Consider the following 20,302-nt stretch of genomic DNA (forward strand, 5'->3'; position numbering starts at 1 on the left):
GTCTCAGGCGTTCGGCAGATGTGCGGCGAGAGCCTCGAGCACGGCCATCCGGACGGCGACGCCCATCTCGACCTGCTCGGTGATCACGCTCTGCGCACCGTCCGCCACCTCGCTGTCGATCTCGACGCCGCGGTTCATGGGCCCGGGATGCATCACGAGCGCGTCCGGCGCTGCGAGGGCGAGCTTCTCGGCGTCCAGCCCGAAATAGCGGAAGTACTCGCGTACCGAGGGGACATAGGCCCCGTTCATGCGCTCGCGCTGAAGGCGCAGCATCATCACGACATCGGCTCCGCGGATACCCTCCCGCAGGTCGCGATAGACCTCGACGCCGAAGCGGTCGATGCCGGTCGGCAGGAGCGTCGACGGCGCGATCACGCGCACCCTCGCCCCCAGCGCCTGCAGGCAGATGATGTTCGACCGCGCGACCCGGCTGTGCGCCACGTCGCCGCAGATCGCCACCACGAGGTTCTCGAACGAGCCCTTGTGCCGGCGGATCGTCAGGGCATCGAGCAGGGCCTGGGTGGGGTGCTCGTGCGAGCCGTCACCCGCGTTCACTACGGAGCACCCGACCTTGCGGGCGAGGAGGTCGACGGCGCCCGAGGAATGGTGGCGCACGACGAGGATGTCCGGCCGCATCGCGTGCAGCGTCATCGCCGTGTCGAGCAGCGTCTCACCCTTCTTCACGGAGGACGATCCGACCGACATGTTCATGACGTCCGCGCCGAGGCGCTTGCCGGCCAGTTCGAACGAGCTCTGGGTGCGGGTCGACGCCTCGAAGAAGAGGTTGACCTGGGTCCGGCCGCGAAGGGTCGAGAGCTTCTTCTCGACCTGGCGGTTCACCTCGACCGCCTTGTCGGAGAGGTCGAGCAACGCCTCGATGTCGAAACGGGACAGGCCTTCGATGCCCAGGAGGTGGCGATGGGCAAAGCCGATGGGGGAGGTGGCGAGCGCTGAGGTCATCAAAGTCGGTCTCTTACGGAGCTTCTGCGCCGGCGGCAAGTCGGTAGCATTCCCCGCGTCCGGTTGCCCACAATCTGTCAGACGGCGCCGACGAGGGCGATCCAGAGGGGAAGCGTCAGCATGGCGCAGATCGTCTGCAGGGTTATGAGCTCCGCCATCAGCTCGGCATCGCCGCCCATCTGCCGCGCGAGGAGGTAGGACGCCGGCGCCGTCGGGACGGCGAGGGCGATGAGGGCGGCGCCCAGCGCGGTGCCGGACAGGCCGAAGGTCATCGCGAAGGCGAGGCCGACGGCAGGCATCAGCACGAGCCGCAGCGCGCACCCTGCCCAGTGCGCCAGGCGCGGCCGTCTGAGGGCGGAGAGGTCGAGCCCCATGCCGACGGCGAGGAGGCCGACGCCGAGGGCGCCGCGGCCGAATATGTCGAGGGTCGCCCCGATGACGTTGTCGAGGCCGAGCCCGAGCCCGGCCGCCGCAAGCCCGACGACGCAGGCGGCGATGAGCGGGTTTCGCGCGATTTCCCGGCCGAGCGAGGCGAGGGATGGTGTCGTCGATCCGGTGTTCTGCGCGAGGACGGCGACGGCCATCACGTTGAGGACCGGGATCATCGCGACCATCGCGACGGCGATCAGCGCAAGCCCCTCGCCGCCGTAGAGGCTGCCGGCGAGCGCCAGGGCGATGAAGGTGTTCCAGCGCGTCGATCCCTGGAAGATCGAGGTGAAGCCGGGCCCGTCGAGGCGGAGCCGACGCTGCAGCGGCTTCTTCAAGAGAAGGCAGACGCCGGCCATGACCACGACGGAGAGGAAGAGCGTCGCCCCGAGAGCCCGCCACGGCAGCGCGCCGAGCTCGGCGCCGGCGAGGGTGCCGACGATGAGGCAGGGGAAGAGCACGAAATAGGCGAGCTTCTCGATCCCGCCGCGCTGCATCGGCGGAATGATGCCGCTGCGTGTCAGGCCCCAGCCGGTGGCGATGACGAGCAGCACCGGCGCGAGGCCCTGGACGGTGCTCATCATGTCAGTCGGCCCGCCGCGCGGCGATGGCGTCGAGCGCGCCCTGCAGGATGTAGGACGCGGCGATCTTGTCGACGATCTCGGCGCGCTTCCTGCGGCTCGTGTCGGCCTCGATCATGCCGCGCGTCACGGCGGCCGTCGTCAGCCGCTCGTCCCAGAGGAGCACCGGAAGGTCGAGCAGGCCGGCGAGGTTGCGGGCGAAGGAACGGGCGGCCTGCGCGCTCGGCCCCGTCGTGCCGTCCATGTTGAGCGGCAGCCCCACGACGAGGCCCTTCACCCCGTTCCTGCTGACGAGATCGGCGATCTCGGCGCCGTTCCTCGAAAACTTCGCCTTCCTGAGGCCGAGGAGCGGGCTGGCAATCCGCCACTGTGCATCGCAAACCGCAATCCCGATCGTTTTCGAACCGGGATCGAGCCCGAAAAGGGCTCCCCGGGCGGGAAGTGCGGCGCAAAACTCCGCGATATCGGTCGTCACGAGCATCATCGCGCCCGCTCTACCATGTGCACGGCTGTGGCGGCGAGCGGTTGTTGCGGGCACGGCGCCACCTATAGTTCGTTGGCGATCTGAGAGCGCCGCCTCGTCGCGGCTTCACCTGGAAGGGGAGAGGACTCCATGCGCATCACCTGGTTCGGGCATTCCGCCTTTCGCGTCGAGACCGGCGGCAGCGTCGTGCTCATCGACCCGTTCCTGACCGGGAACCAGACCTTCACAGGGACGGTGGACGAGGCGAGTGCCGGCGCCACGCATGTCGTCCTCACGCACGGGCATGACGACCACATCGGCGACACGATCGACATCCTGAAGAAGACGGGGGCGACGCTTGTCGCCAATGCCGAGATCTGCACCTGGATGTCGAGCCAGAAAGGCATCGAGAAGGTGAGTCCCGGGAATCACGGCGGTCGGCAGAGCTTCGAGGACTTCGACGTCGCCTTCGTTCAGGCCTGGCACTCCTCGTCCTTCATGGGAGAGGGAACGCCGGTCTATCTCGGCAATCCCGCCGGCGTCGTCCTGATCCCGAAGGACGGCGGCAGGACGCTCTATCACATGGGCGACACGGACATCTTCTCCGACATGGCGCTGATCAACGAGATCTACAGGCCGAAGATCGGCATCGTGCCCGTGGGCGACCGCTTCACGATGGGCGGCGAGCTAGCGGCGATGGCGTGCCGGAAGTTCTTCGAGTTCGAGACCGTCATCCCGTGCCACTACGGCACCTTCCCGATCATCGACCAGACGCCCGACAAGTTCGTCGAGGCGATGGGCGGCAACACCGTCTTCGTGCCGGAGCCGGGCAAGGCCTTCGACGCCTGAGGGCGCATCCGGTTGCCGCATCGGCGAGGGCGGTGCTATAGGCGCCGGATCAGCCTTCATCGCCTTCGCGAACGGAAAGTCACTCGGACATGTCGGTCGACGTCGCAACCGTCAAGCGCATCGCCCATCTCGCCCGCATCGCGGTCACCGAGGAGGAGGCGGCCGCCCTGCAGGGTGAGCTCAACACGATCCTCGACTGGGTCGAGCAACTCGGCGAGGTGGACGTGGCCGACGTCGAGCCGATGACGAGCGTCGTCGCGACCACGATGCGCAAGCGCAGGGACGAGGTGACGGACGGCGGGCGGGCCACCGATGTCACGGCGAACGCACCCGAGACGGAGGACGGTTACTTCATCGTCCCCAAGGTCGTGGAATGAGGCGTCGATGCCCGTCACGGTCGCCGTCGAGAGCCCGCTCCAGGACGAGGTGCGGGCGCTGATCCGGGAACTGAACGAGACGCTTCTCGAGCTGACGCCGCCGGAGTTCTGCTTCCACATGACCGCCGAGGAGATGGCCGCGCCCGACACGACCGTCTTCGTCGCGGGACGCAGGCGAAGCGGTGGGATGCGGCGCGCTGCGACGGCATGGCGGCGTTGTCGGCGAAGTGAAGCGCATGTACACGAGGCCCGCCCATCGCGGCCGCAATGTCGGCGGCCTGGCCCTCGACGCCATCGAGGCCCGCGCGCGGCAGGACGGGCTCGACCGGCTCGTGCTCGAGACCGGCGACCGGCACCCCGCCGCATGGCGCGTCTACGAGCGCGCGGGCTTCACCCGCTGCGGCGCCGTGCTCGACTACCCCGACTCACCCTATTCGGTCTTCTACGAGAAGGCCCTGGCACCGAACGATCCGGATGGATGCCGTGACTGATCTCACCAGACTGACGATCGCCGAGGCGCGCGAAGGCCTCGACAAGAAGTCGTTCTCCGCGCGCGAGCTCACGCAGGCCTACCTCCAGGCGATGGAGGCCGCGCGCGATCTCAACGCCTACATCGTCGAGACGCCGGAGAGGGCGCTTCAGATGGCGGAGGCGAGCGATCGGCGGATCGCGGAAGGAACGGCCGGGCCGCTCGAGGGCATCCCGCTCGGCATCAAGGATCTCTTCTGCACGGAGGGCGTCCACAGCCAGGCCGCGAGCCACATCCTCGACGGCTTCGAGCCGCGCTACGAGTCGACGGTGACGTCCAATCTCTGGCGCGACGGCGCCGTCATGCTCGGCAAGCTCAACATGGACGAGTTCGCGATGGGCTCGTCGAACGAGACCTCGTATTACGGCCCGGTCAAGAACCCCTGGCGGTCGAAGGAGTCGAACGCCGATCTCGTGCCGGGCGGCTCGTCGGGCGGCTCGGCCTCGGCCGTCGCGGCCTTCCTCTGCGCCGGTGCGACCGCGACCGACACCGGCGGCTCGATCCGGCAGCCGGCCGCCTTCACGGGCACGGTCGGCATCAAGCCGACCTACGGCCGCTGCTCGCGCTGGGGCATCGTGGCATTCGCCTCCTCGCTCGACCAGGCCGGCCCGATCGCGCGCTCGGTGAAAGATGCGGCGATCCTCATGAACTCCATGGCGTCGGTCGATCCGAAGGACACGACGTCCGTCGACGTGCCCGTGCCCGACTACACCGAGGAAATCGGCCTGTCGCTCAAGGGCATGAAGATCGGCCTGCCGAAGGAGTACCGTCTCGACGGGATGCCGGAGGAGATCGAGCGGAAGTGGGCCGAGGGCGCCGCGTGGCTGAAGGACGCCGGCGCCGAGATCGTCGACATCTCGCTGCCCCACACGAAATACGCGCTGCCTGCCTACTACATCGTCGCGCCCGCCGAGGCCTCCTCGAACCTCGCCCGTTACGACGGCGTCCGCTACGGCCTCCGTGTCGACGGCGAGGATATCGCCGGCATGTACGAGAACACGCGCTCGGCAGGTTTCGGCGCGGAGGTGAAGCGGCGTATCCTGATCGGCACCTACGTGCTGTCGGCCGGCTACTACGATGCCTACTACCTCAAGGCGCAGAAGGTCCGCACGCTCATCAAGCGCGACTTCGAGCAGGCCTTCGAGGCGGGCGTCGACGCCATCCTGACGCCTGCCACCCCGAGCGCCGCCTTCGGTCTCGGCTCCATGGCGACCGCCTCGCCCGTCGAGATGTACCTGAACGACATCTTCACCGTGACGGTGAACATGGCGGGCCTGCCCGGCATCGCGGTGCCCGCCGGGCTCAACGCCTCGGGCCTGCCGCTCGGCCTGCAACTCATCGGGCGGCCCTTCGACGAATCGACCCTCTTCCGGGCCGGGCAGGTCATCGAGGACGCCGCGGGGCGCGTCTCGCCCGAAGCCTGGTGGAAGGTCGCCTGATCCCCGTCCGCGCGAGCGGCTCGGTGCGCCGATAGGCCTCATGCGACGAAGGATGTCGCGCCTCTGCCGGCGGCGTCCGGGCGGGTAGGGTAGGGCGCCCGGCACGAGCCGGCGCAGCCGGGACGCCGTGGTCTCGCAAGGGAGAGGTTGAGATGTTCGTACTCGTTCTCGGGCTCGTTCTGTTCCTGGGCGTCCATTCCGAGCGCATCGTCGCGCCGGGCTTCCGCGAGGCCTTCATCGCGCGCCGTGGCGACAATGCCTGGAAGGGCCTCTACTCCCTCCTGTCGCTTCTCGGCATCGTCCTCGTCGTCTGGGGCTACGGCCTCGCGCGCCTCGATCCGGTGGTGATCTACTCGCCGCCCGTCTGGATGCGGCACATCTCGCTCGTGCTCCTGATGCCCGTCTTCGTGCTGATCGTGTCGGCCTATGCGCCGGGGCACATCAAGGCGAAGGCGAAGCACCCGATGCTCGCCGCGGTGAAGCTCTGGGCGTTCGCGCATTTGCTCGCGAACGGCACCCTCGCGGACGTGCTGCTGTTCGGCTCCTTTCTCGCCTGGGCGGTCGTCGACCGCATCTCGCTCAAGCGGCGCCCGGCCTCCAAGCCCGGGCACGAGGTGAAGGGCCAGCCGAACTGGGCGAACGACGTCATCGCTCTGGTCGTCGGCGCGACGATCTACGTCGCGTTCCTGCTTTTTCTGCACGAGTGGCTCATCGGCGTCTCCCCGCTGGCATGACGCGCCGGGAGCCTTGATCTCGCCGCACGGAAAACGTAAGCACGGCAGCAGACTGCGCGGGTTCCTGGAGAGCCGGCGGAAGCTCCTGACTGTCTGAAAGCCCACCACGCCAGCACGGGGATCCGAGGCGCCTCTTCATGTCGGACATTTTTCGTGAAGTCGATGAGGAGGTGCGCCGTGAGCAATATACCGCCCTCTGGAAGCGCTTCGCTCCGTTCATCATCGCCGTCGCCCTCCTGATCGTCGCCGGTGTCGGCGGCTGGCGCGCCTGGGAATGGTACGAGGCTCGCCGCGCGGCGGAGGCGGGAAGCCTCTATTTCGAGGCTGTCGGCCTCGCCACGCAGGGCCAGCACGAGCCGGCGAGCCAGGCCTTCGCGGAGATCGCGCGAGACGGTGGCGCCTACTCCGCCCTCGCGTCGCTCCGCCATGCCTCGGAGCTGGCGGCTGCGGGCGATCGTGACGGTGCGGTCGCGGCCTACGACGCCGTGGCGAACGATGCCTCGGTGCCGCGCCTCATGCGGGGGCTCGCGAGCATCAGAGCCGGCTATCTTCTCGTGGACAGCGCGGAGCCGCTGCAGCTCAGCGAACGTCTCGGCCCCTATCTCGGCGACGACGAGAGCCCCTGGCGCAACTCGGCCCTCGAGATCGTCGGTCTCGCCCAGTACCGGGCCGGCGACTACGATGCGGCATCGTCCTCCTTCGAGCAGGTCCTCGCCGACCCAGCGGCTCCCCCGAGCCTGCTGCAGCGTGCCGAGATGATGTTCACGCTCCTGGCGGCCGGTGCGCCGGACGCGATCACCGCAGCGGAGCCCGCGCCCGAGCCTGTCACGCCGAATGCGTCAGGCGTCCCCCTCACGCCGGCGGCGCCCGGAGCGCTGTCCGTTCCGGGCACGTCCGGCACCTCCGACCCCTTCGAGGTTCCGTCCGCACCTTCTGATCTCGACGAGCGGGCGAACGATCCCGCTCCCGCCGGCGACCCCGAAGGCGAAGCGGCGCCCGAGCCGGCTCCGCTTCCGGCGACGGAAGAGACGCCGACGCCTCAGGCGGAGGAAGCTCTGCCGTCCGAACCGACTTCGCCCGAAGATCCGTCCGCAGCCGGCACAAACGGGGACACGCAATGACGTCTTCAAGATCCTATGCCGCCACGCGCGCCTGTGCAGCAGCCCTTGCCTGCGGGATGCTCCTCTCGGGTTGTTCCGACTCGCTCGAGAACTTCAACCCCGTCAACTTCAACCCCTTCAAGCAGCCGGAGCAGAGGCTTCCGGGGGAGCGGCGCGGCATCCTCGCCGACACGGCCGCGACCGCGCCGGACCAGGCAGCCGGTGGAAACGTCTCGATACCCGGCCCCTCCGGCCTGTCGGCCTGGGCCCAGCCGGGCGGCGTGCCGAGCAATGCGCCGGGCAACGTGTCGCTGACGCCGGGCCAGCCCTGGAGCGCGCGTGTCGCCGAGGTCGAACGGCGGGGCCGGCTCGCCGCGTCTCCGGTCGTCGACGACGGGCGCGCCTATGTGATGGCCACGGACGGGACCGTCTCCGCCTTCTCGATTTCCGGCGGCGGCCGGGCCTGGTCGGTCAGCACCCGCCCCGAGGGCGAGCGCGGCCGGGGCTATGGCGGCGGTCTCGCATCCGGCAGCGGCGTGCTCGTCGTCGCGACGCCCTACAAGTCCGTGGTCGGGCTCGATCCGGCGACCGGCGGCGTCGTGTGGACGTCGAACGTTCCCGCGCCTCCTCGCGGGGCCCCCACGGTGGCAGACGGCACGGCTTATGTCGTGACCTCCGACAACGTCCTCGTCGCGCTGAACGTCGCCGACGGCTCGGAGAAGTGGCGGCATCGCGGGATCGGCGAGGCGACAGGCGTCTTCGGCAGCGCCAGCCCCGCGGTCAGCGGCGGCAAGGTGGTGGTGCCGTACAGCTCCGGCGAGATCATCGTCTTCAACGCGTCCGACGGCACGCCGGCCTGGCTCGACGCGCTGACGGGCGCGAGCCGGCTTACCTCCGTCTCGGGAATCGACGACGTGTCCCGCCCGGTCGTCTTCGACGGCACGGTCTACGCCGTCAGCGTTTCCGGGCGGATGATCGCCACGAGCCTGTCCAACGGCGAGCGCCGGTGGGCCCAGAGCGTCGCGAGCTCCCACACGCCCGCCGTCGCCGGCAACTCGATCTTCGTGGCGACGCTCGAAGGTGCCGTCGTGGCTCTCGACCGGGCCACCGGCAAGATCCGCTGGCGGACGCCCGTCACGAACGACAGGGGCAGCCGCGTCGACCTCGCCGGCCCGCTCCTGGCCGGTAGCCAGCTCTGGGTCGGGACGTCCGACGGCCGGGTGCTGATCATCGATCCTGCGTCGGGCCAGCTGACGGGGGCGCAGAATGTCGGCAACCCGGTCTTCCTCCCGCCGATCGCGGCTGGCGGGCGCGTCCTCGTCCTCGACAATGCCGGCAATCTGTCGGCGGTCAACTGACGGCGTTCAAGGTCGCGAAGGACGTGCCGATGAGGGATGATCCCCGGTTGACGGTCGCCATCGTCGGCCGACCGAACGTCGGCAAGTCGACGCTGTTCAACCGCCTTGTCGGGCGGCGCCTCGCGATCGTCCACGACGAGCCAGGCGTCACGCGCGACCGCCGGGAAGGCGAGGGCCGCATCGGCGACCTGAGGTTTCGCGTCATCGACACGGCGGGACTGGAAGATGCCCCGGCCGACAGCCTCGCCGGCCGGATGCGGACGCAGACCGAGGCGGCGATCGAGGACGCGGACGTCGCGCTCTTCCTCGTCGACGCGCGCTCGGGGCTCATGCCCGACGACCACTATTTCGGCGAGGTGCTGCGCCGCGCTGGCAAGCCGGTCATCCTGATCGCCAACAAGAGCGAGGGCAGTGCCAGCGACGCGGGCTACTACGAGGCCTTCTCGCTCGGGCTCGGCGAGCCGGTGGCGCTCTCGGCGGAACACGGGCTGGGCCTCGCGGATCTCGCCGATGCACTCGAGCGGCAGGCGGAGGAGCACGCGCAGCGCGTCGAGCCCGCCCCCGCCGAGCAGGCAGCGTCGGAGGAGGACGAGACGGGGCCGATCCGCATCGCGATCGTCGGCCGGCCGAACGTGGGCAAGTCCACGCTGATCAACCGCCTGATCGGCTCGGAGCGGCTTCTGACCGGCCCGGAGGCCGGCATCACGCGCGACGCCATCACGCTCGACTGGGAGTGGAAGGGCAGGCCGGTCCAGCTCGTCGACACGGCCGGCATGCGGCGCAAGGCACGCGTGCAGGAGAAGCTCGAGAAGCTGTCGGTCGCCGATACGCTGCGGGCGGTCCGGTTCGCGCATGTGGTCGTCGTCGTGATCGACATCGACCAGCCCTTCGAGAAGCAGGACCTGCAGATCGCCGACCTCGTCGTGCGGGAGGGCAGGGCGCTCGTCATCGCGTTCAACAAGTGGGATCGTGCGGAGGATGCCGACGCGCAGCTGCGCGACCTGCGGCTCGAGGCCGACCGGCTCATCGCGCAGGTGCGGGGCATGCCGACAGTCCCCGTCTCGGGCCTGGCCGGCCGCGGCCTCGACAACCTGATGAAGGCGGTCTTCAAGACCTACGAGCGCTGGAACCGCCGCGTCTCGACGGGCGAGCTCAACCGCTGGTTCGCCGAGCTTCTCGAGCACCACCAGCCGCCGGCCGTGGCGGGTCGCCGGATCCGCCTGCGCTACATCACGCAGGTCTCGTCGCGGCCGCCGACCTTCGTGTGCTTCTGCTCACGGCCCGAAGCCCTGCCCGAATCCTACAAGCGCTACCTCGTGAACGGGCTGCGCGAGACCTTCGACCTCGAGGGAATCCCGGTGAGGCTTCTCCTGCGCAAGCAGGAGAACCCGTACGACAAGTCATAGAGGCGGGCGGAAGGACCGCGGAGGCAGCGCGCGGCCTCAGGCCGCGGGGCCGGGCGACATCCAGCTGCGGCTCGGCCAGTCATAGACCTCGCCGTTGCGGTCGAGTTCCGGCGAGAGCATATCGACGATCGCCGGGGCGAGCTCGCTCGGGTGCGGCAGGCTCTGCGGATCCTCGCCCGGCATGGCCTTCGCGCGCATCGCCGTGCGCACCGGGCCCGGGTTGAAGAGGTTCGCCCTCAGCGGCGTCATCGCCACTTCCTGCGAGTAGATCCGGACCATCATCTCGAGCGCCGCCTTCGACACGCTGTAGGGCCCCCAATAGGCCTTCGCGCGCCGGGCCGCGCCGGAGGTCATGAAGACCGCGCGCCCGGCGTCCGACTTTCTCAGAAGCGGATCGAGCGAGCGCAGGAGCCGCCAGTTGGCCGTGAGGTTCACGGTCATCGTCTGCTCCCAGTCCTTCGCCTTGACCTGCGAGAGCGGCGCGAGGACACCCAGCACCCCGGCATTGGCGATCAGCGCGTCGAGCCGCCCCCAGCGCTCGTGGATCGAGGCGCCGAGCCGGTCGAGGGCCTGCATGTCCGTGATGTCGAGCGGCACGAGGGTCGCGCTGCCCCCGAGAGCGCGAACCTCGTCGTCGAGCTCCTCGAGCCCCCCCACCGTCCGGGCGACGAGCACCTGGTGGATGCCCGTCTTGGCGAGTTCCTTGGCGACGGCGTATCCGATGCCGCGCGAGGCGCCGGTCAGGACGGCGACGCGGTTCTTGAGGTCGAGGGTCATGTGGTCTCGGGCTTAGGCTCTTGGATCAGGCGGTCTCGGCGAGAAGCGACAGCTGCTGCGCGCGTTCGGCTGCGGTGATGTCCCGCAGCGGCGTGGGATAGTCCCCGGTGAAGCAGTGGTCGGTATATTGCGGGCTGTCGTTGTCGCGGCGCTCGTGACCCATCGCGCGGTAGGTCCCGTCGACGGACAGGAAGGAGAGCGAGTCGGCGCCGATGAAGTCGCGCATCTCCTCGAGCGTCATCGTCGCGGCGAGGAGCTTCTCCCGCTCCGGCGTGTCGATACCGTAATAGTCGGAGTGCGTGATCGGCGGGCTCGCAATCCGCATGTGAACTTCGGTTGCGCCGGCCTCCCGCATCATGCGGACGATCTTCACGGACGTCGTCCCGCGCACGAGGCTGTCGTCGATCAGGACGACACGCTTGCCGGCCACCTGTGAGCGGTTGGCGTTGTGCTTCAGGCGGACGCCGAGCGCACGGATCTGCTGGGTCGGCTCGATGAAGGTGCGGCCGACATAGTGGTTGCGGATGATGCCGAGCTCGAAGGGGATACCGGATTCCTGGGCGTAGCCGATGGCGGCGGGGACGCCCGAATCCGGAACGGGCACGATCACGTCGGCATCTGTCGCCGTCTCGCGGGCGAGCTCGACGCCGAGCTTCTTGCGGACCTCGTAGACGCTCTTGCCCCCGACGACGGAGTCGGGCCGGGCGAAGTAGATGTACTCGAAGATGCAGGGGCGCGGGTTGCGCGGGGCGAAGGGCCGGTGGCTCTCGATGCCGTCCTGCGAGATGACGATCACCTCGCCGTTCTCGATGTCGCGGACGAACTTCGCGCCGATGATGTCGAGCGCGCAGCTCTCCGAGGCGAGGATCGGCGTGCCGTCGAGATCGCCGAGGCAGAGCGGGCGGATGCCGAGGGGGTCGCGCGCGCCGATCAGCTTCTTGTTCGTCATCGCGACGAGCGAATAGGCGCCCTCGATCTGCTGGAGCGCGTCGAGGAACTTGTCGACGAGCTTCGCCTTCGGGCTGCGCGCCACGAGGTGGAGGATCACCTCGGTGTCCGACGTCGACTGGCAGATCGCGCCGTCGCGGATCAGCTGCTTCCTGAGCGTGAGCGCGTTCGTCAGGTTGCCGTTGTGGCACACCGCGAAGCCGCCGCCGGCGAGATCGGCGAAGAGCGGCTGCACGTTGCGGAGGATCGTCTCGCCGGTCGTCGAGTAGCGGACATGGCCGATCGCCATCTCGCCCGCCAGCCGCTCGATCACGGAGCGTTTCGAGAAATGATCGCCGACGAGGCCGAGCCGGCGCTCGGACTGGAAGCGCTGGCCGTCGAAGGAGACGATGCCCGCCGCCTCCTGCCCGCGGTGCTGCAGGGCGTGGAGGCCGAGGGCCGTCAGGGCCGAGGCGTCCAGATGCCCGAACACGCCGAAGACGCCGCATTCCTCGCGGAGGCGGTCCTCGTCGGGATCGAACGGTGACGAAAGCTCGTGTGCGTCGCTCGAATGCATCGAGGACTCCTCAGATCAAGAGACAAAACCCTCGCGGCCCGGCGCTACCGGGCGCCGGCCGTGCTGTCGAGGAGCTGGTCGAGGTCGCCGCGCTCGTTCGGCGCGTAGCCCTGCTCGGTCGGCTGTTCCAGGGCCTCCGGATCCTCGCCCGGCTGCGGCGCGCCGGAGGGGGGCACGTCGTCCCCGCGGCCGCGGTTGCGCAGCCGGTCGAGAATGGCCTCCTCCGGATCCTCCGGAAGCAGCGCGATGATCGCGGCGCCGGTGTCCTGCAAGAGGTCCTTCGACCGGGCCTCGACCACCCATCTAGGCTGATTTTCCTCCGGCACAAGCCAGGCGAAGAAAAGATAGCCGATGACGACGATCAGAAGCCCGCGCGCGAGCCCGAAGACGAAGCCGAGGCTGCGGTCGACCGCGCCGATTCGGCTGTCGAGAATGAAATCGGAGATCCGCATCGTGATGAACGACACGATGATCAGCGTCAGCACGAACACGCCGAGCGCGAGCGAGATGTCGGCCAGCCAGTCGGGCTGCAGCTGCTCGCGCACCATGCCCTGGAAGCGCGGGAACGTGTAGAGCGTCACGAGAGCGGCGGCGACCCACGAGGCGATTGACAGCACCTCCCGCGTCAGTCCGCGAACCATAGCCAAGAGCCCGGATATGAGCATCACTATGACGACGATGAAATCCAGGCCGGTGATGACCATAAAGGCGTGTCCCTTCTGTGCGCCCGCTCGTCCCGGGGCGGTGACTAAATAAGCTGAATCCGCACACTACGCAAAGTCATTGCCGCAGCGCTTCCGACCCGGCCGCGATCCGCGCGACGAGCTCCGCCAGCGTCTCCACCGACTCGATCGGCAGATCGCCCTTTTCGCCGTCCTCCGAGTTGCCCTTCGGCGCGACGGCGGCCTCGAAGCCGAGCTTCAGGGCTTCGCGGAGCCTCGCCGGCGCATGTGGCACCGGGCGCACACCGCCCGACAGGCTGATCTCGCCGAAGAAGACCCGCCCCTGCGGCAGGGGCGCCTGGGCGAGCGAGGAAACGAGCGCCGCGGCCGCGGCGAGGTCTGCCGCCGGCTCGGCGATGCGCAGCCCGCCGGCGATGTTCAGGTAGATGTCGTGCCCCCCGAGCTTCAGGCCGCAATGGGCGTCGAGAACGGCGAGCACCATCGACAGGCGGCTCGAATCCCAGCCGACGACCGCCCGCCGAGGCGTCCCGAGCGGCGAGGGCGCGACGAGCGCCTGGATCTCGACGAGCAGCGGGCGGGACCCCTCCATGCCGGCGAAGACCGCGGCCCCGGGTGTCGCTGCGTCGCGCTCGCCGAGGAAGAGCTGCGAGGGATTGCCGACCTCCTCGAGCCCGCCGCCCGTCATCTCGAAGACGCCGATCTCGTCGGTCGGGCCGAAGCGGTTCTTGACCGAGCGCAGGATGCGGAAGCGGTGGGCCGAGTCTCCCTCGAAGTACAGCACCGCGTCGACCATGTGCTCCACGACCCGCGGGCCCGCGATCGTGCCTTCCTTCGTGACGTGCCCGACGAGCACCACCGTCGTCCCGCTCTTCTTGGCGAAGCGGATGAGCGCCTGCGCGACGGCGCGGATCTGGGTCACCGTTCCGGGAGAGGGATCCGCCGCGTCGGTCCACATCGTCTGTATGGAATCGATGACGACGAGGTCCGGCGGGCTGTCCTGGAGGGTCGCCAGGATGTCCTCGATCCGGGTTTCCGCGCCGAGACCCACCTTCGCCTGCGCCAGCCCGACCCTGCTCGCGCGCAAACGGACCTGTCCGATCGCCTCCTCGCCGGAAATGTAGACGACCTTGCCGCCGCGGTCGGCCAGACGCGCCGCCGCCTGGATCAGGAGCGTCGACTTGCCGATGCCGGGATCGCCGCCGATCAGAACCGCCGAGCCGCGCACGAAGCCGCCGCCGGTCACCCGGTCGAGCTCGGCGATGCCCGTCGGCGTGCGCGGCGCGTCCTCGTCCTCGCCGGAGAGGGGCACGAGCTCGAGCACCCTGCCGCGGCCGATCGTCTTGCCGGCCGCCGTCACGGGCGCGGGCGCGTCCTCCTCCACGATCGAGTTCCACGTGCCGCAGGCCTCGCACCGGCCGGCCCAGCGCGGCGTGACGTTGCCGCAGGCCTGGCAGACGAATTGCGGGCTGCGCTTCGCCATCAGGTCGCGGGTCCGCCGGCATACTGGCGAAGGAAGCGCGGGCCGAGACGGGTGAGGATCTCATAGCCGATCGTGCCGCAGAGCCGCGCCACGTCGTCGACCGTGAATTCCTCGCCGATCAGCACGACTTCCCGGCCCGGGGCCACGGCGTCCTCGGGAAGGTCGGTCACGTCGACGGCGACGAGGTCCATCGAGACGCGTCCCACGAGCGGGGCCGGAGTGCCGTCGATGAACGCCGATCCGCCGGCGCGCGCGTCCGATCCGCCGGCCAGCCTGACATAGCCGTCGGCATATCCCGCGGAGAGGATCGCGAGCCGGCTGTCGCGCCTGAGGTGCTGGACCGCGCCGTAGCCGACGGCCTCGCCCGCCTTCGCGTCGCGCAGCTGCACGATGCGAGCCGTCACTGTCACGACGTTGCGCATCGGGTTCTGCGCGCCGTTAACAGCAGCTCCCCCGTAGAGCGCGATGCCGGGTCGGACGAGATCGTAGTGGAACGCAGCATCGCGCAGGGTCGCCGCCGAGTTCGCGAAGGAGGCGGGGGCGGCCGGCAGCAGCGCCCGCGCCTCGTCGAAGCGGCGCCTCTGCGCCTCGGTCGCGGGGTCGGAGAGGTCGTCGGCGCACGCGGGGTGCGTCATCACGAGGGCGATCTCGAACTGGTCGAGCGCTCCCGATCCGGAGAGGGCGCGGCATTGCTCGAGCGAGAGGCCGAGCCTGTTCATGCCTGTATCGGCATGAAGGGCCGCGGCGAGCGGCTTCCCGTGGGAGCGGCAGAACTCCGCCCACTCCTCTATCTCCGGCGGCGATCCGAGCACCGGCCGCACGCGCGCCTCCGCGAAGGCGCCGGCGCAGCCGGGCGCGAGCCCCCCGAGCGCATAGACGGTCGCATCGGGCGCGAGCGCCTTGACGCGCCGCGCCTCGGCGAGGATCGCGGTGAAGAACGTGCGGCAGCCCGCGGCGGAGAGCGCGGGAACCGCCCCCTCGACCCCCGTGCCGTAGGCATCGGCCTTCACGACGGCGGCGGCCTCGGCCGGGCCCGCGCGCGCGGCGAGGGCGCGATAGTTCTCCGCGAGGGCGTCGAGGTCGACGATCAGGCGCCCGGCATGCGCGCTGAGCTCCTCGGGCGATACCCGCGTTGGAGGCAGGCTCATTCGAAGCTCACGGGCATGCGGCTGTCGTGGGCGAGGTTCTCGAATCGGGTGAACTCGCCCTGGAAGGCGAGGTTCACCGTGCCCGTCGGGCCGTGGCGCTGCTTGCTGATGATCACCTCGGCGAGGCCGGCGACGCGCTCCATCTCCTCGCGCCACGTCTCGAACTCGGGCGTGCCCTCCCGCGGCTTCTTGTTCTTGAGGTAGTACTCCTCCCGGTAGACGAAGAGCACGACGTCCGCGTCCTGCTCGATCGAGCCGGATTCGCGGAGGTCGGCGAGCTGCGGACGCTTGTCCTCTCGGGATTCGACCTGGCGGGAGAGCTGCGACAGGGCGAGGATCGGGGTGCTGAGCTCCTTCGCCAGCGCCTTGAGGCCCGTGGTGATCTCGGTGATCTCCTGCACGCGGTTGTCGGAGCGCTTGCCCGAGCCCTGCAGGAGCTGCAGGTAGTCGATGACGAGGAAGTCGAGACCCTTCTGGCGCTTCAGCCGCCTCGCCCGTGCGGCGAGCTGCGCAATCGAGAGGCCGCCGGTCGCGTCGATGAAGAGCGGCACCTGCTGGAGCCGGCCGGCCACCTCCACGAGGCGCTGGAACTCGGCCTCGGTCGTCTTGCCCCGGCGGATGGTCTCCGACGAAACCTCGGCCTGCTCGGAGATGATGCGGGTGGCGAGCTGCTCCGCCGACATCTCGAGGGAGAAGAAGCCGACGATGCCGCCGTTGATCGTCTCCGTCCGCCCGTCCTGCAGCGTCTGCGCCTGGTAATGCTCGGCGACGTGGAAGGCGATGTTGGTGGCGAGCGACGTCTTGCCCATGGCCGGACGGCCGGCGAGGATGATCAGGTCCGAAGGCTGCAGGCCGCCCATCAGGTCGTCGAGATCGGCGAGGCCCGTCGAGATGCCCGAGAGGTGGCCGTCGCGCTGGTAGGCCTTCGACGCCATGTCGATGGCATCCTTCAGAGCGTCGGAGAACCTGAGGAAGCCGGCGCCGTACTTGCCCGTCTCCGCGACCTTGAAGAGGCGCTGCTCGGCAAGCTCGATCTGGTCGCCAGGCGTCGTGTCGACCGGCGCGTCATAGGCGAGGTTCACCATCTCCTCGCCGATCGAGATCAGCTGCCGGCGCATGGCGAGGTCGTAGATCGTCCGGCCGTAATCCTCGGCATTGATGACGGTCGTCGCGTCCGCCGCCAGCCGCGCGAGATATTGCGGCAGCGTGATCTCGCCGATCGGCTCCTCCTTCTCCACGAAGGTCTTGAGCGTGATCGGCGTCGCCGTCTTGTTCGCGCGGACGAGGCGTCCCGCGATATCGAAGATCCGGGCGTGGATCGTCTCGAAGAAGTGCTCCGGAAGCAGGAAGTCCGAGACGCGGTAGAAGGCCTCGTTGTTGACGAGGATCGCGCCCAGCAGAGCCTGCTCGGCCTCGATGTTGGCGGGGGGCGTCCGGTAGTCGGAATCGGGACTCGGCGCGGGACCGCGGAATAGGGGCTCTATGCTCATGGCCGACATGGTGTTCAGAATCTTAACGGCGGCGCATCAGCAGGGCGGTCACAGACCACAGGAATCAGCGCTATGCACAGGCATGCCAGAATCGCCGCCGCCGCGGCTTGACTCCCGGCAGCTTACTCCGCGGCGCGCCCCACCTCCAGAATCGCGGCGTCCTTCAGCCGCAATTGCTGCTCCACGGTCTCCATATATGTGCGGGTGATGGGCAGCGTGTCGACCTTCTTCGAGAGCTGAAGCTGGAAATTCACCATCCCGTCGCGCCGGAACGACATCTCGGACCCTGCGAGATAGAACTCCCACATGCGGCAGAACCGCTCGTCATAGAGGTCCCGGGCGGCGTCCCGATTCGCTTCGAACCGGTCGCGCCAATGGCGGATCGTCTCCGCATAATGGAGGCGCAGCACCTCTATGTCGCTGACGTAGAGGCCCGTCGGCTCGATCGCCTCCATGACCTCGGAGAGGGCGGGGATGTAACCGCCGGGAAAGATGTACTTCGCGATCCACGGGCTCGTGCTGCCGGGCGGCGCGTTGCGGCCGATCGTGTGGATGAGCGCGATCCCGTCTTCGGTCAGGAGATCCCGCACCTTCTCGAAGTATGTGTGGTAGTAGCCTATGCCCACATGCTCGAACATGCCCACCGACACGATGCGGTCGAAGGGCCCTTCGAGGCTGCGATAGTCGGCGAGCTCGAAAGAGACCCGGTTCGAGAGATCCCGCTCCGCCGCCCGGCGTCGGGACAGGTTGAGTTGCTCCTCGCTCAGCGTGATGCCGACGACCTCGGCGCCGAACCGCTCGGCGATGTAGAGGGCGAGACCGCCCCACCCCGATCCGATGTCGAGAACGCGCTGGCCGGGCCGGATGTCGAGTTTCGCCGCGATGTGCCGCTTCTTGGCGAGTTGCGCCTCCTCGAGGCTCGTCTGGGGATCCTCGAAATACGCACACGAATATTGCCGGTCCTCATCGAGGAACAGATCGTAGAGGCGGCCGTCGAGGTCGTAATGGTGGGCGACATTCCGGCGTGCGCGCAATCCCACGTTCAGCTGGTCGAGCCGTCGGCGCAGGAAACGAAGGCCCCGGCGGACCGCGATCAGCGCTGGCATCACCCGCGCGCGGTCCTGTCGCATGAGAATGTCGATCAGGTCGTAGACGGAGCCGTGCTCCATCACGATCCGCCCGTCCATGTAGGCTTCGCCGAAAGCGAGTTCGGGATTGGCGAACAACTTGTATTCGGTGGCGCGGTCGGTGATGCGTGCGGCCACCGGCTCGCCCGTGCCGTCGCCGAAGCGATCGCGCCGCCCCCGAGCGTCGATGATCGTCAGGTCGCCACTCTCAACGAGCCGTGAGAGCGCGGCCCTGAGGATCCTGTTCATGGTCACCTCACGCCTTACACTCTATCGATCGAATATAACCACCATTTCCGGGCGGTCTTCAACGGCGTGTGATGCACGCAACGCATGCTGAGAGCGTGAAGCCTCCTGACAAAGTCCGATGAGCCGTCCGATCACTGGCGAAACCTCCGGAGAAGCTCCTGGTTCGTCTGCCGCGCCGGTGGCTCGACGACGGGCTTCATTGCGCTGCCGGTGCCGGCGCACGGCACAACGAAAAAGGCCCGCCCTCACGGGCGAGCCTTCTCGACCTGGCCGGTGGGCCGGCTTGCTCGTCTCTGGGATCAGCCGCCGCTCGCCACCGGGTTCACCAGCGGCGTGATTCGCCGCACCGTGACGCGTCTGTTCTGGCGCTCGGCCGCCTGCGTGTTGATCTTCAGATACTGCTCGCCGTAGCCCTGCGTCACCAGGTTCTCCGGCGGAATGCCGTAGACCTCCGTGAGGGCGGACGCGACCGACTCGGCCCGCCGGTCCGAAAGGGCGAGGTTCGAGTTGTCACTTCCCACGGCGTCCGTGTGTCCTTCGATGAGGAAGGTCTCGGCCGGGTCGTCGTCGATCATGCGTTCCATCGCGTAGGCGAGATCCGACAGCTTGTCGACTTCGCTCCGCGTGATCTGCGCGCTTCCCGTGTCGAAGTTGATGGTGTTCAGGTCGATGCGCGGCATGAGATCCCGCACCCGCTCCGAATAGCGCACGTCTTCGATGGAGAACGTCCGGTCGACATGCTGCACCGGCTGACGTTCCAGCGTCCTGTAGTACGCGTCGCGGTCGGCGCGTTCGGCCTCGAGGACGTACTCGTTGCGCGGGATCGTCACCTGGATCGGGGGCAGGTCGATCGCGGGATCGCGCCAGCGCGGGCGGTCGCGGCCACGCTCGCGCCGGTCGTAATACTCGCGCGGCGCCGAGAAGAGGACGACCTGCCGACCGTTCCGCTCGATGCGCGTGCGCTCGATCAGGTTGCCGTAGCGGTCCTCGATCGTGACGATCCGCACACCGCCCGGGCGCTCGATCGTGGTGCGCACGAAGCCGTTCGGAAGCCTGTCGTAGTAGACCTCCTCCGCGCGCCGGCGCAGCCGCTCCGTCTCGTCGTGCCGGACGACGATCTCGCCGCCGCCGAGATCGAAGATGACCCGGTTGCGGTCCTGCTCGACCCGGCGGGCATCCGGGGGCGCGTCGAAGCGCGGCTCGCGTTCGAGCCTCTCGCCCCGCTCGCTCAGCCAGCGCTGCATGCGCTCCCGATCGAAGTCTCCGTCCGGTCCACGGCGATCCCGGTCGGCCCGGCGTCGGTCGCGATCACCATCGCGGTCGTCTCCTCTGCGCCGCTCCTCGGCGTTCCGGCGGTCGTCGTCGCGGCGACGTTCACCGGTCCGCCGCTCCTCCTCACGTCGCCGATCCTCGGCGCGTCGCTCCTCCTCGCGGCGGCGTTCCTCGGCCTGCCGCTCGTCCTCGCGGCGCCGGTCGTCGGCCTGCTCCTGCTCGCGCCGACGCTGGTCCTCGGCGCGCTGGCGCTGCTGGTCCTCGGCCTGGCGACGCTCTTCCTCGGCGCGCTGGCGCTGCTGCTCCTCGACCTGGCGGCGCTCTTCCTCGGCGCGCTGGCGCTGCTGCTC

At 69.0% G+C, this 20,302-nt stretch carries 18 protein-coding genes and 1 pseudogene; 8 read left to right on the forward strand and 11 right to left on the reverse strand.

The genetic code is table 11. The features are described from left to right. Positions 1 to 3 precede the first annotated feature (3 nt). The 3 genes from N177_RS17760 to ruvX all read right to left on the reverse strand — a co-directional run bounded on the left by N177_RS17760 (position 4) and on the right by ruvX (position 2,451). Positions 4 to 960: an aspartate carbamoyltransferase catalytic subunit gene (locus N177_RS17760; RefSeq protein WP_023433789.1), complete on the reverse strand. Its 957-nt coding sequence runs from the start codon at positions 958 to 960 to the stop codon at positions 4 to 6. Between the two features lie 77 nt (positions 961 to 1,037). Beyond that, entirely contained in the window at positions 1,038 to 1,970 is a 933-nt protein-coding gene (locus N177_RS17765) for an AEC family transporter (protein ID WP_023433790.1), read from the reverse strand. A gap of 1 nt (position 1,971) precedes the next feature. Beyond that, on the reverse strand, positions 1,972 to 2,451 hold the full coding sequence (gene ruvX / locus N177_RS17770; protein ID WP_023433791.1) for a Holliday junction resolvase RuvX: 480 nt from the start codon (positions 2,449 to 2,451) through the stop codon (positions 1,972 to 1,974). Between the two features lie 129 nt (positions 2,452 to 2,580). On the opposite strand from ruvX, the gene N177_RS17775 reads away from it, so the two are divergent. The 8 genes and pseudogenes from N177_RS17775 (at position 2,581) to der (ending at position 10,222) form a co-directional block, all read left to right on the forward strand. Next, complete coding sequence (locus N177_RS17775; RefSeq protein ID WP_023433792.1) at positions 2,581 to 3,279, forward strand: metal-dependent hydrolase; 699 nt, start codon at positions 2,581 to 2,583, stop codon at positions 3,277 to 3,279. Positions 3,280 to 3,368: 89 nt separating this feature from the next. Further along, a complete protein-coding gene (gatC, locus tag N177_RS17780) occupies positions 3,369 to 3,656 on the forward strand; it encodes an Asp-tRNA(Asn)/Glu-tRNA(Gln) amidotransferase subunit GatC (protein WP_023433793.1) in 288 nt (95 codons plus the stop codon). Positions 3,657 to 3,663: 7 nt separating this feature from the next. Next, a pseudogene (locus N177_RS17785) lies at positions 3,664 to 4,147 on the forward strand (GNAT family N-acetyltransferase). Beyond that, the gene (gatA, locus tag N177_RS17790; protein ID WP_040485988.1) at positions 4,140 to 5,624 is read left to right on the forward strand and encodes an Asp-tRNA(Asn)/Glu-tRNA(Gln) amidotransferase subunit GatA; all 1,485 of its coding nucleotides are present in this window, start codon (positions 4,140 to 4,142) and stop codon (positions 5,622 to 5,624) included. Before N177_RS17785 ends, gatA begins: the two are co-directional and overlap by 8 nt. A 152-nt stretch (positions 5,625 to 5,776) precedes the next feature. Beyond that, a complete protein-coding gene (locus tag N177_RS17795) occupies positions 5,777 to 6,358 on the forward strand; it encodes an NnrU family protein (protein ID WP_023433796.1) in 582 nt (193 codons plus the stop codon). A gap of 137 nt (positions 6,359 to 6,495) precedes the next feature. After that, positions 6,496 to 7,479, forward strand: a complete 984-nt coding sequence (locus N177_RS20755; RefSeq protein WP_023433797.1) for a tetratricopeptide repeat protein — start codon at positions 6,496 to 6,498, stop codon at positions 7,477 to 7,479. Continuing rightward, entirely contained in the window at positions 7,476 to 8,816 is a 1,341-nt protein-coding gene (locus tag N177_RS17805; RefSeq protein WP_040485989.1) for an outer membrane protein assembly factor BamB family protein, read from the forward strand. Before N177_RS20755 ends, N177_RS17805 begins: the two co-directional genes overlap by 4 nt. 29 nt (positions 8,817 to 8,845) lie before the next feature. Beyond that, positions 8,846 to 10,222 carry a ribosome biogenesis GTPase Der gene (gene der / locus N177_RS17810; RefSeq protein WP_023433799.1) on the forward strand — a complete coding sequence of 459 codons (1,377 nt, stop codon included), beginning with the start codon at positions 8,846 to 8,848 and terminating at the stop codon, positions 10,220 to 10,222. A gap of 36 nt (positions 10,223 to 10,258) precedes the next feature. Here der and N177_RS17815 read toward each other — a convergent pair whose 3' ends face one another. The 8 genes from N177_RS17815 to N177_RS21155 all read right to left on the reverse strand — a co-directional run. After that, positions 10,259 to 10,999 carry an SDR family NAD(P)-dependent oxidoreductase gene (locus N177_RS17815; protein WP_023433800.1) on the reverse strand — a complete coding sequence of 247 codons (741 nt, stop codon included), beginning with the start codon at positions 10,997 to 10,999 and terminating at the stop codon, positions 10,259 to 10,261. Between the two features lie 25 nt (positions 11,000 to 11,024). Next, a complete protein-coding gene (gene purF / locus N177_RS17820; protein WP_023433801.1) occupies positions 11,025 to 12,503 on the reverse strand; it encodes an amidophosphoribosyltransferase in 1,479 nt (492 codons plus the stop codon). Between the two features lie 44 nt (positions 12,504 to 12,547). Continuing rightward, entirely contained in the window at positions 12,548 to 13,207 is a 660-nt protein-coding gene (locus tag N177_RS17825; RefSeq protein WP_023433802.1) for a CvpA family protein, read from the reverse strand. Positions 13,208 to 13,283: 76 nt separating this feature from the next. Next, complete coding sequence (gene radA / locus N177_RS17830; protein WP_023433803.1) at positions 13,284 to 14,666, reverse strand: DNA repair protein RadA; 1,383 nt, start codon at positions 14,664 to 14,666, stop codon at positions 13,284 to 13,286. Then, the gene (gene alr / locus N177_RS17835; protein ID WP_023433804.1) at positions 14,666 to 15,814 is read right to left on the reverse strand and encodes an alanine racemase; all 1,149 of its coding nucleotides are present in this window, start codon (positions 15,812 to 15,814) and stop codon (positions 14,666 to 14,668) included. The genes radA and alr overlap by 1 nt, the downstream gene beginning before the upstream one ends. Then, positions 15,811 to 17,304 carry a replicative DNA helicase gene (locus N177_RS17840; RefSeq protein WP_425280803.1) on the reverse strand — a complete coding sequence of 498 codons (1,494 nt, stop codon included), beginning with the start codon at positions 17,302 to 17,304 and terminating at the stop codon, positions 15,811 to 15,813. Before N177_RS17840 ends, alr begins: the two co-directional genes overlap by 4 nt. A 122-nt stretch (positions 17,305 to 17,426) precedes the next feature. Further along, positions 17,427 to 18,680 (reverse strand): cyclopropane fatty acid synthase, encoded by a 1,254-nt coding sequence (locus tag N177_RS17845; RefSeq protein ID WP_023433806.1) that lies wholly within the window; start codon positions 18,678 to 18,680, stop codon positions 17,427 to 17,429. Positions 18,681 to 18,979: 299 nt separating this feature from the next. Further along, positions 18,980 to 20,302 (reverse strand): OmpA family protein (locus tag N177_RS21155; protein WP_081718644.1); only part of this gene is annotated, 1,323 nt, incomplete at its 5' end.

This window comes from Lutibaculum baratangense AMV1 (assembly GCF_000496075.1).
GTDB classification, from domain to species: Bacteria; Pseudomonadota; Alphaproteobacteria; order Rhizobiales; family Tepidamorphaceae; genus Lutibaculum; species Lutibaculum baratangense.

What these genes read in the sequence shown, in the direction of transcription:
- N177_RS17760 (WP_023433789.1), bottom strand. Translation starts at nt 960, where the DNA reads ATGACCTCAGCGCTCGCCACCTCCCCCATCGGCTTTGCCCATCGCCAC.
- N177_RS17765 (WP_023433790.1), bottom strand. Translation starts at nt 1,970, where the DNA reads ATGATGAGCACCGTCCAGGGCCTCGCGCCGGTGCTGCTCGTCATCGCC.
- ruvX (WP_023433791.1), bottom strand. Translation starts at nt 2,451, where the DNA reads ATGATGCTCGTGACGACCGATATCGCGGAGTTTTGCGCCGCACTTCCC.
- N177_RS17775 (WP_023433792.1), top strand. Translation starts at nt 2,581, where the DNA reads ATGCGCATCACCTGGTTCGGGCATTCCGCCTTTCGCGTCGAGACCGGC.
- gatC (WP_023433793.1), top strand. Translation starts at nt 3,369, where the DNA reads ATGTCGGTCGACGTCGCAACCGTCAAGCGCATCGCCCATCTCGCCCGC.
- N177_RS17795 (WP_023433796.1), top strand. Translation starts at nt 5,777, where the DNA reads ATGTTCGTACTCGTTCTCGGGCTCGTTCTGTTCCTGGGCGTCCATTCC.
- N177_RS20755 (WP_023433797.1), top strand. Translation starts at nt 6,496, where the DNA reads ATGTCGGACATTTTTCGTGAAGTCGATGAGGAGGTGCGCCGTGAGCAA.
- N177_RS17805 (WP_040485989.1), top strand. Translation starts at nt 7,476, where the DNA reads ATGACGTCTTCAAGATCCTATGCCGCCACGCGCGCCTGTGCAGCAGCC.
- der (WP_023433799.1), top strand. Translation starts at nt 8,846, where the DNA reads ATGAGGGATGATCCCCGGTTGACGGTCGCCATCGTCGGCCGACCGAAC.
- N177_RS17815 (WP_023433800.1), bottom strand. Translation starts at nt 10,999, where the DNA reads ATGACCCTCGACCTCAAGAACCGCGTCGCCGTCCTGACCGGCGCCTCG.
- purF (WP_023433801.1), bottom strand. Translation starts at nt 12,503, where the DNA reads ATGCATTCGAGCGACGCACACGAGCTTTCGTCACCGTTCGATCCCGAC.
- N177_RS17825 (WP_023433802.1), bottom strand. Translation starts at nt 13,207, where the DNA reads ATGGTCATCACCGGCCTGGATTTCATCGTCGTCATAGTGATGCTCATA.
- radA (WP_023433803.1), bottom strand. Translation starts at nt 14,666, where the DNA reads ATGGCGAAGCGCAGCCCGCAATTCGTCTGCCAGGCCTGCGGCAACGTC.
- alr (WP_023433804.1), bottom strand. Translation starts at nt 15,814, where the DNA reads ATGAGCCTGCCTCCAACGCGGGTATCGCCCGAGGAGCTCAGCGCGCAT.
- N177_RS17840 (WP_425280803.1), bottom strand. Translation starts at nt 17,304, where the DNA reads ATGAGCATAGAGCCCCTATTCCGCGGTCCCGCGCCGAGTCCCGATTCC.
- N177_RS17845 (WP_023433806.1), bottom strand. Translation starts at nt 18,680, where the DNA reads ATGAACAGGATCCTCAGGGCCGCGCTCTCACGGCTCGTTGAGAGTGGC.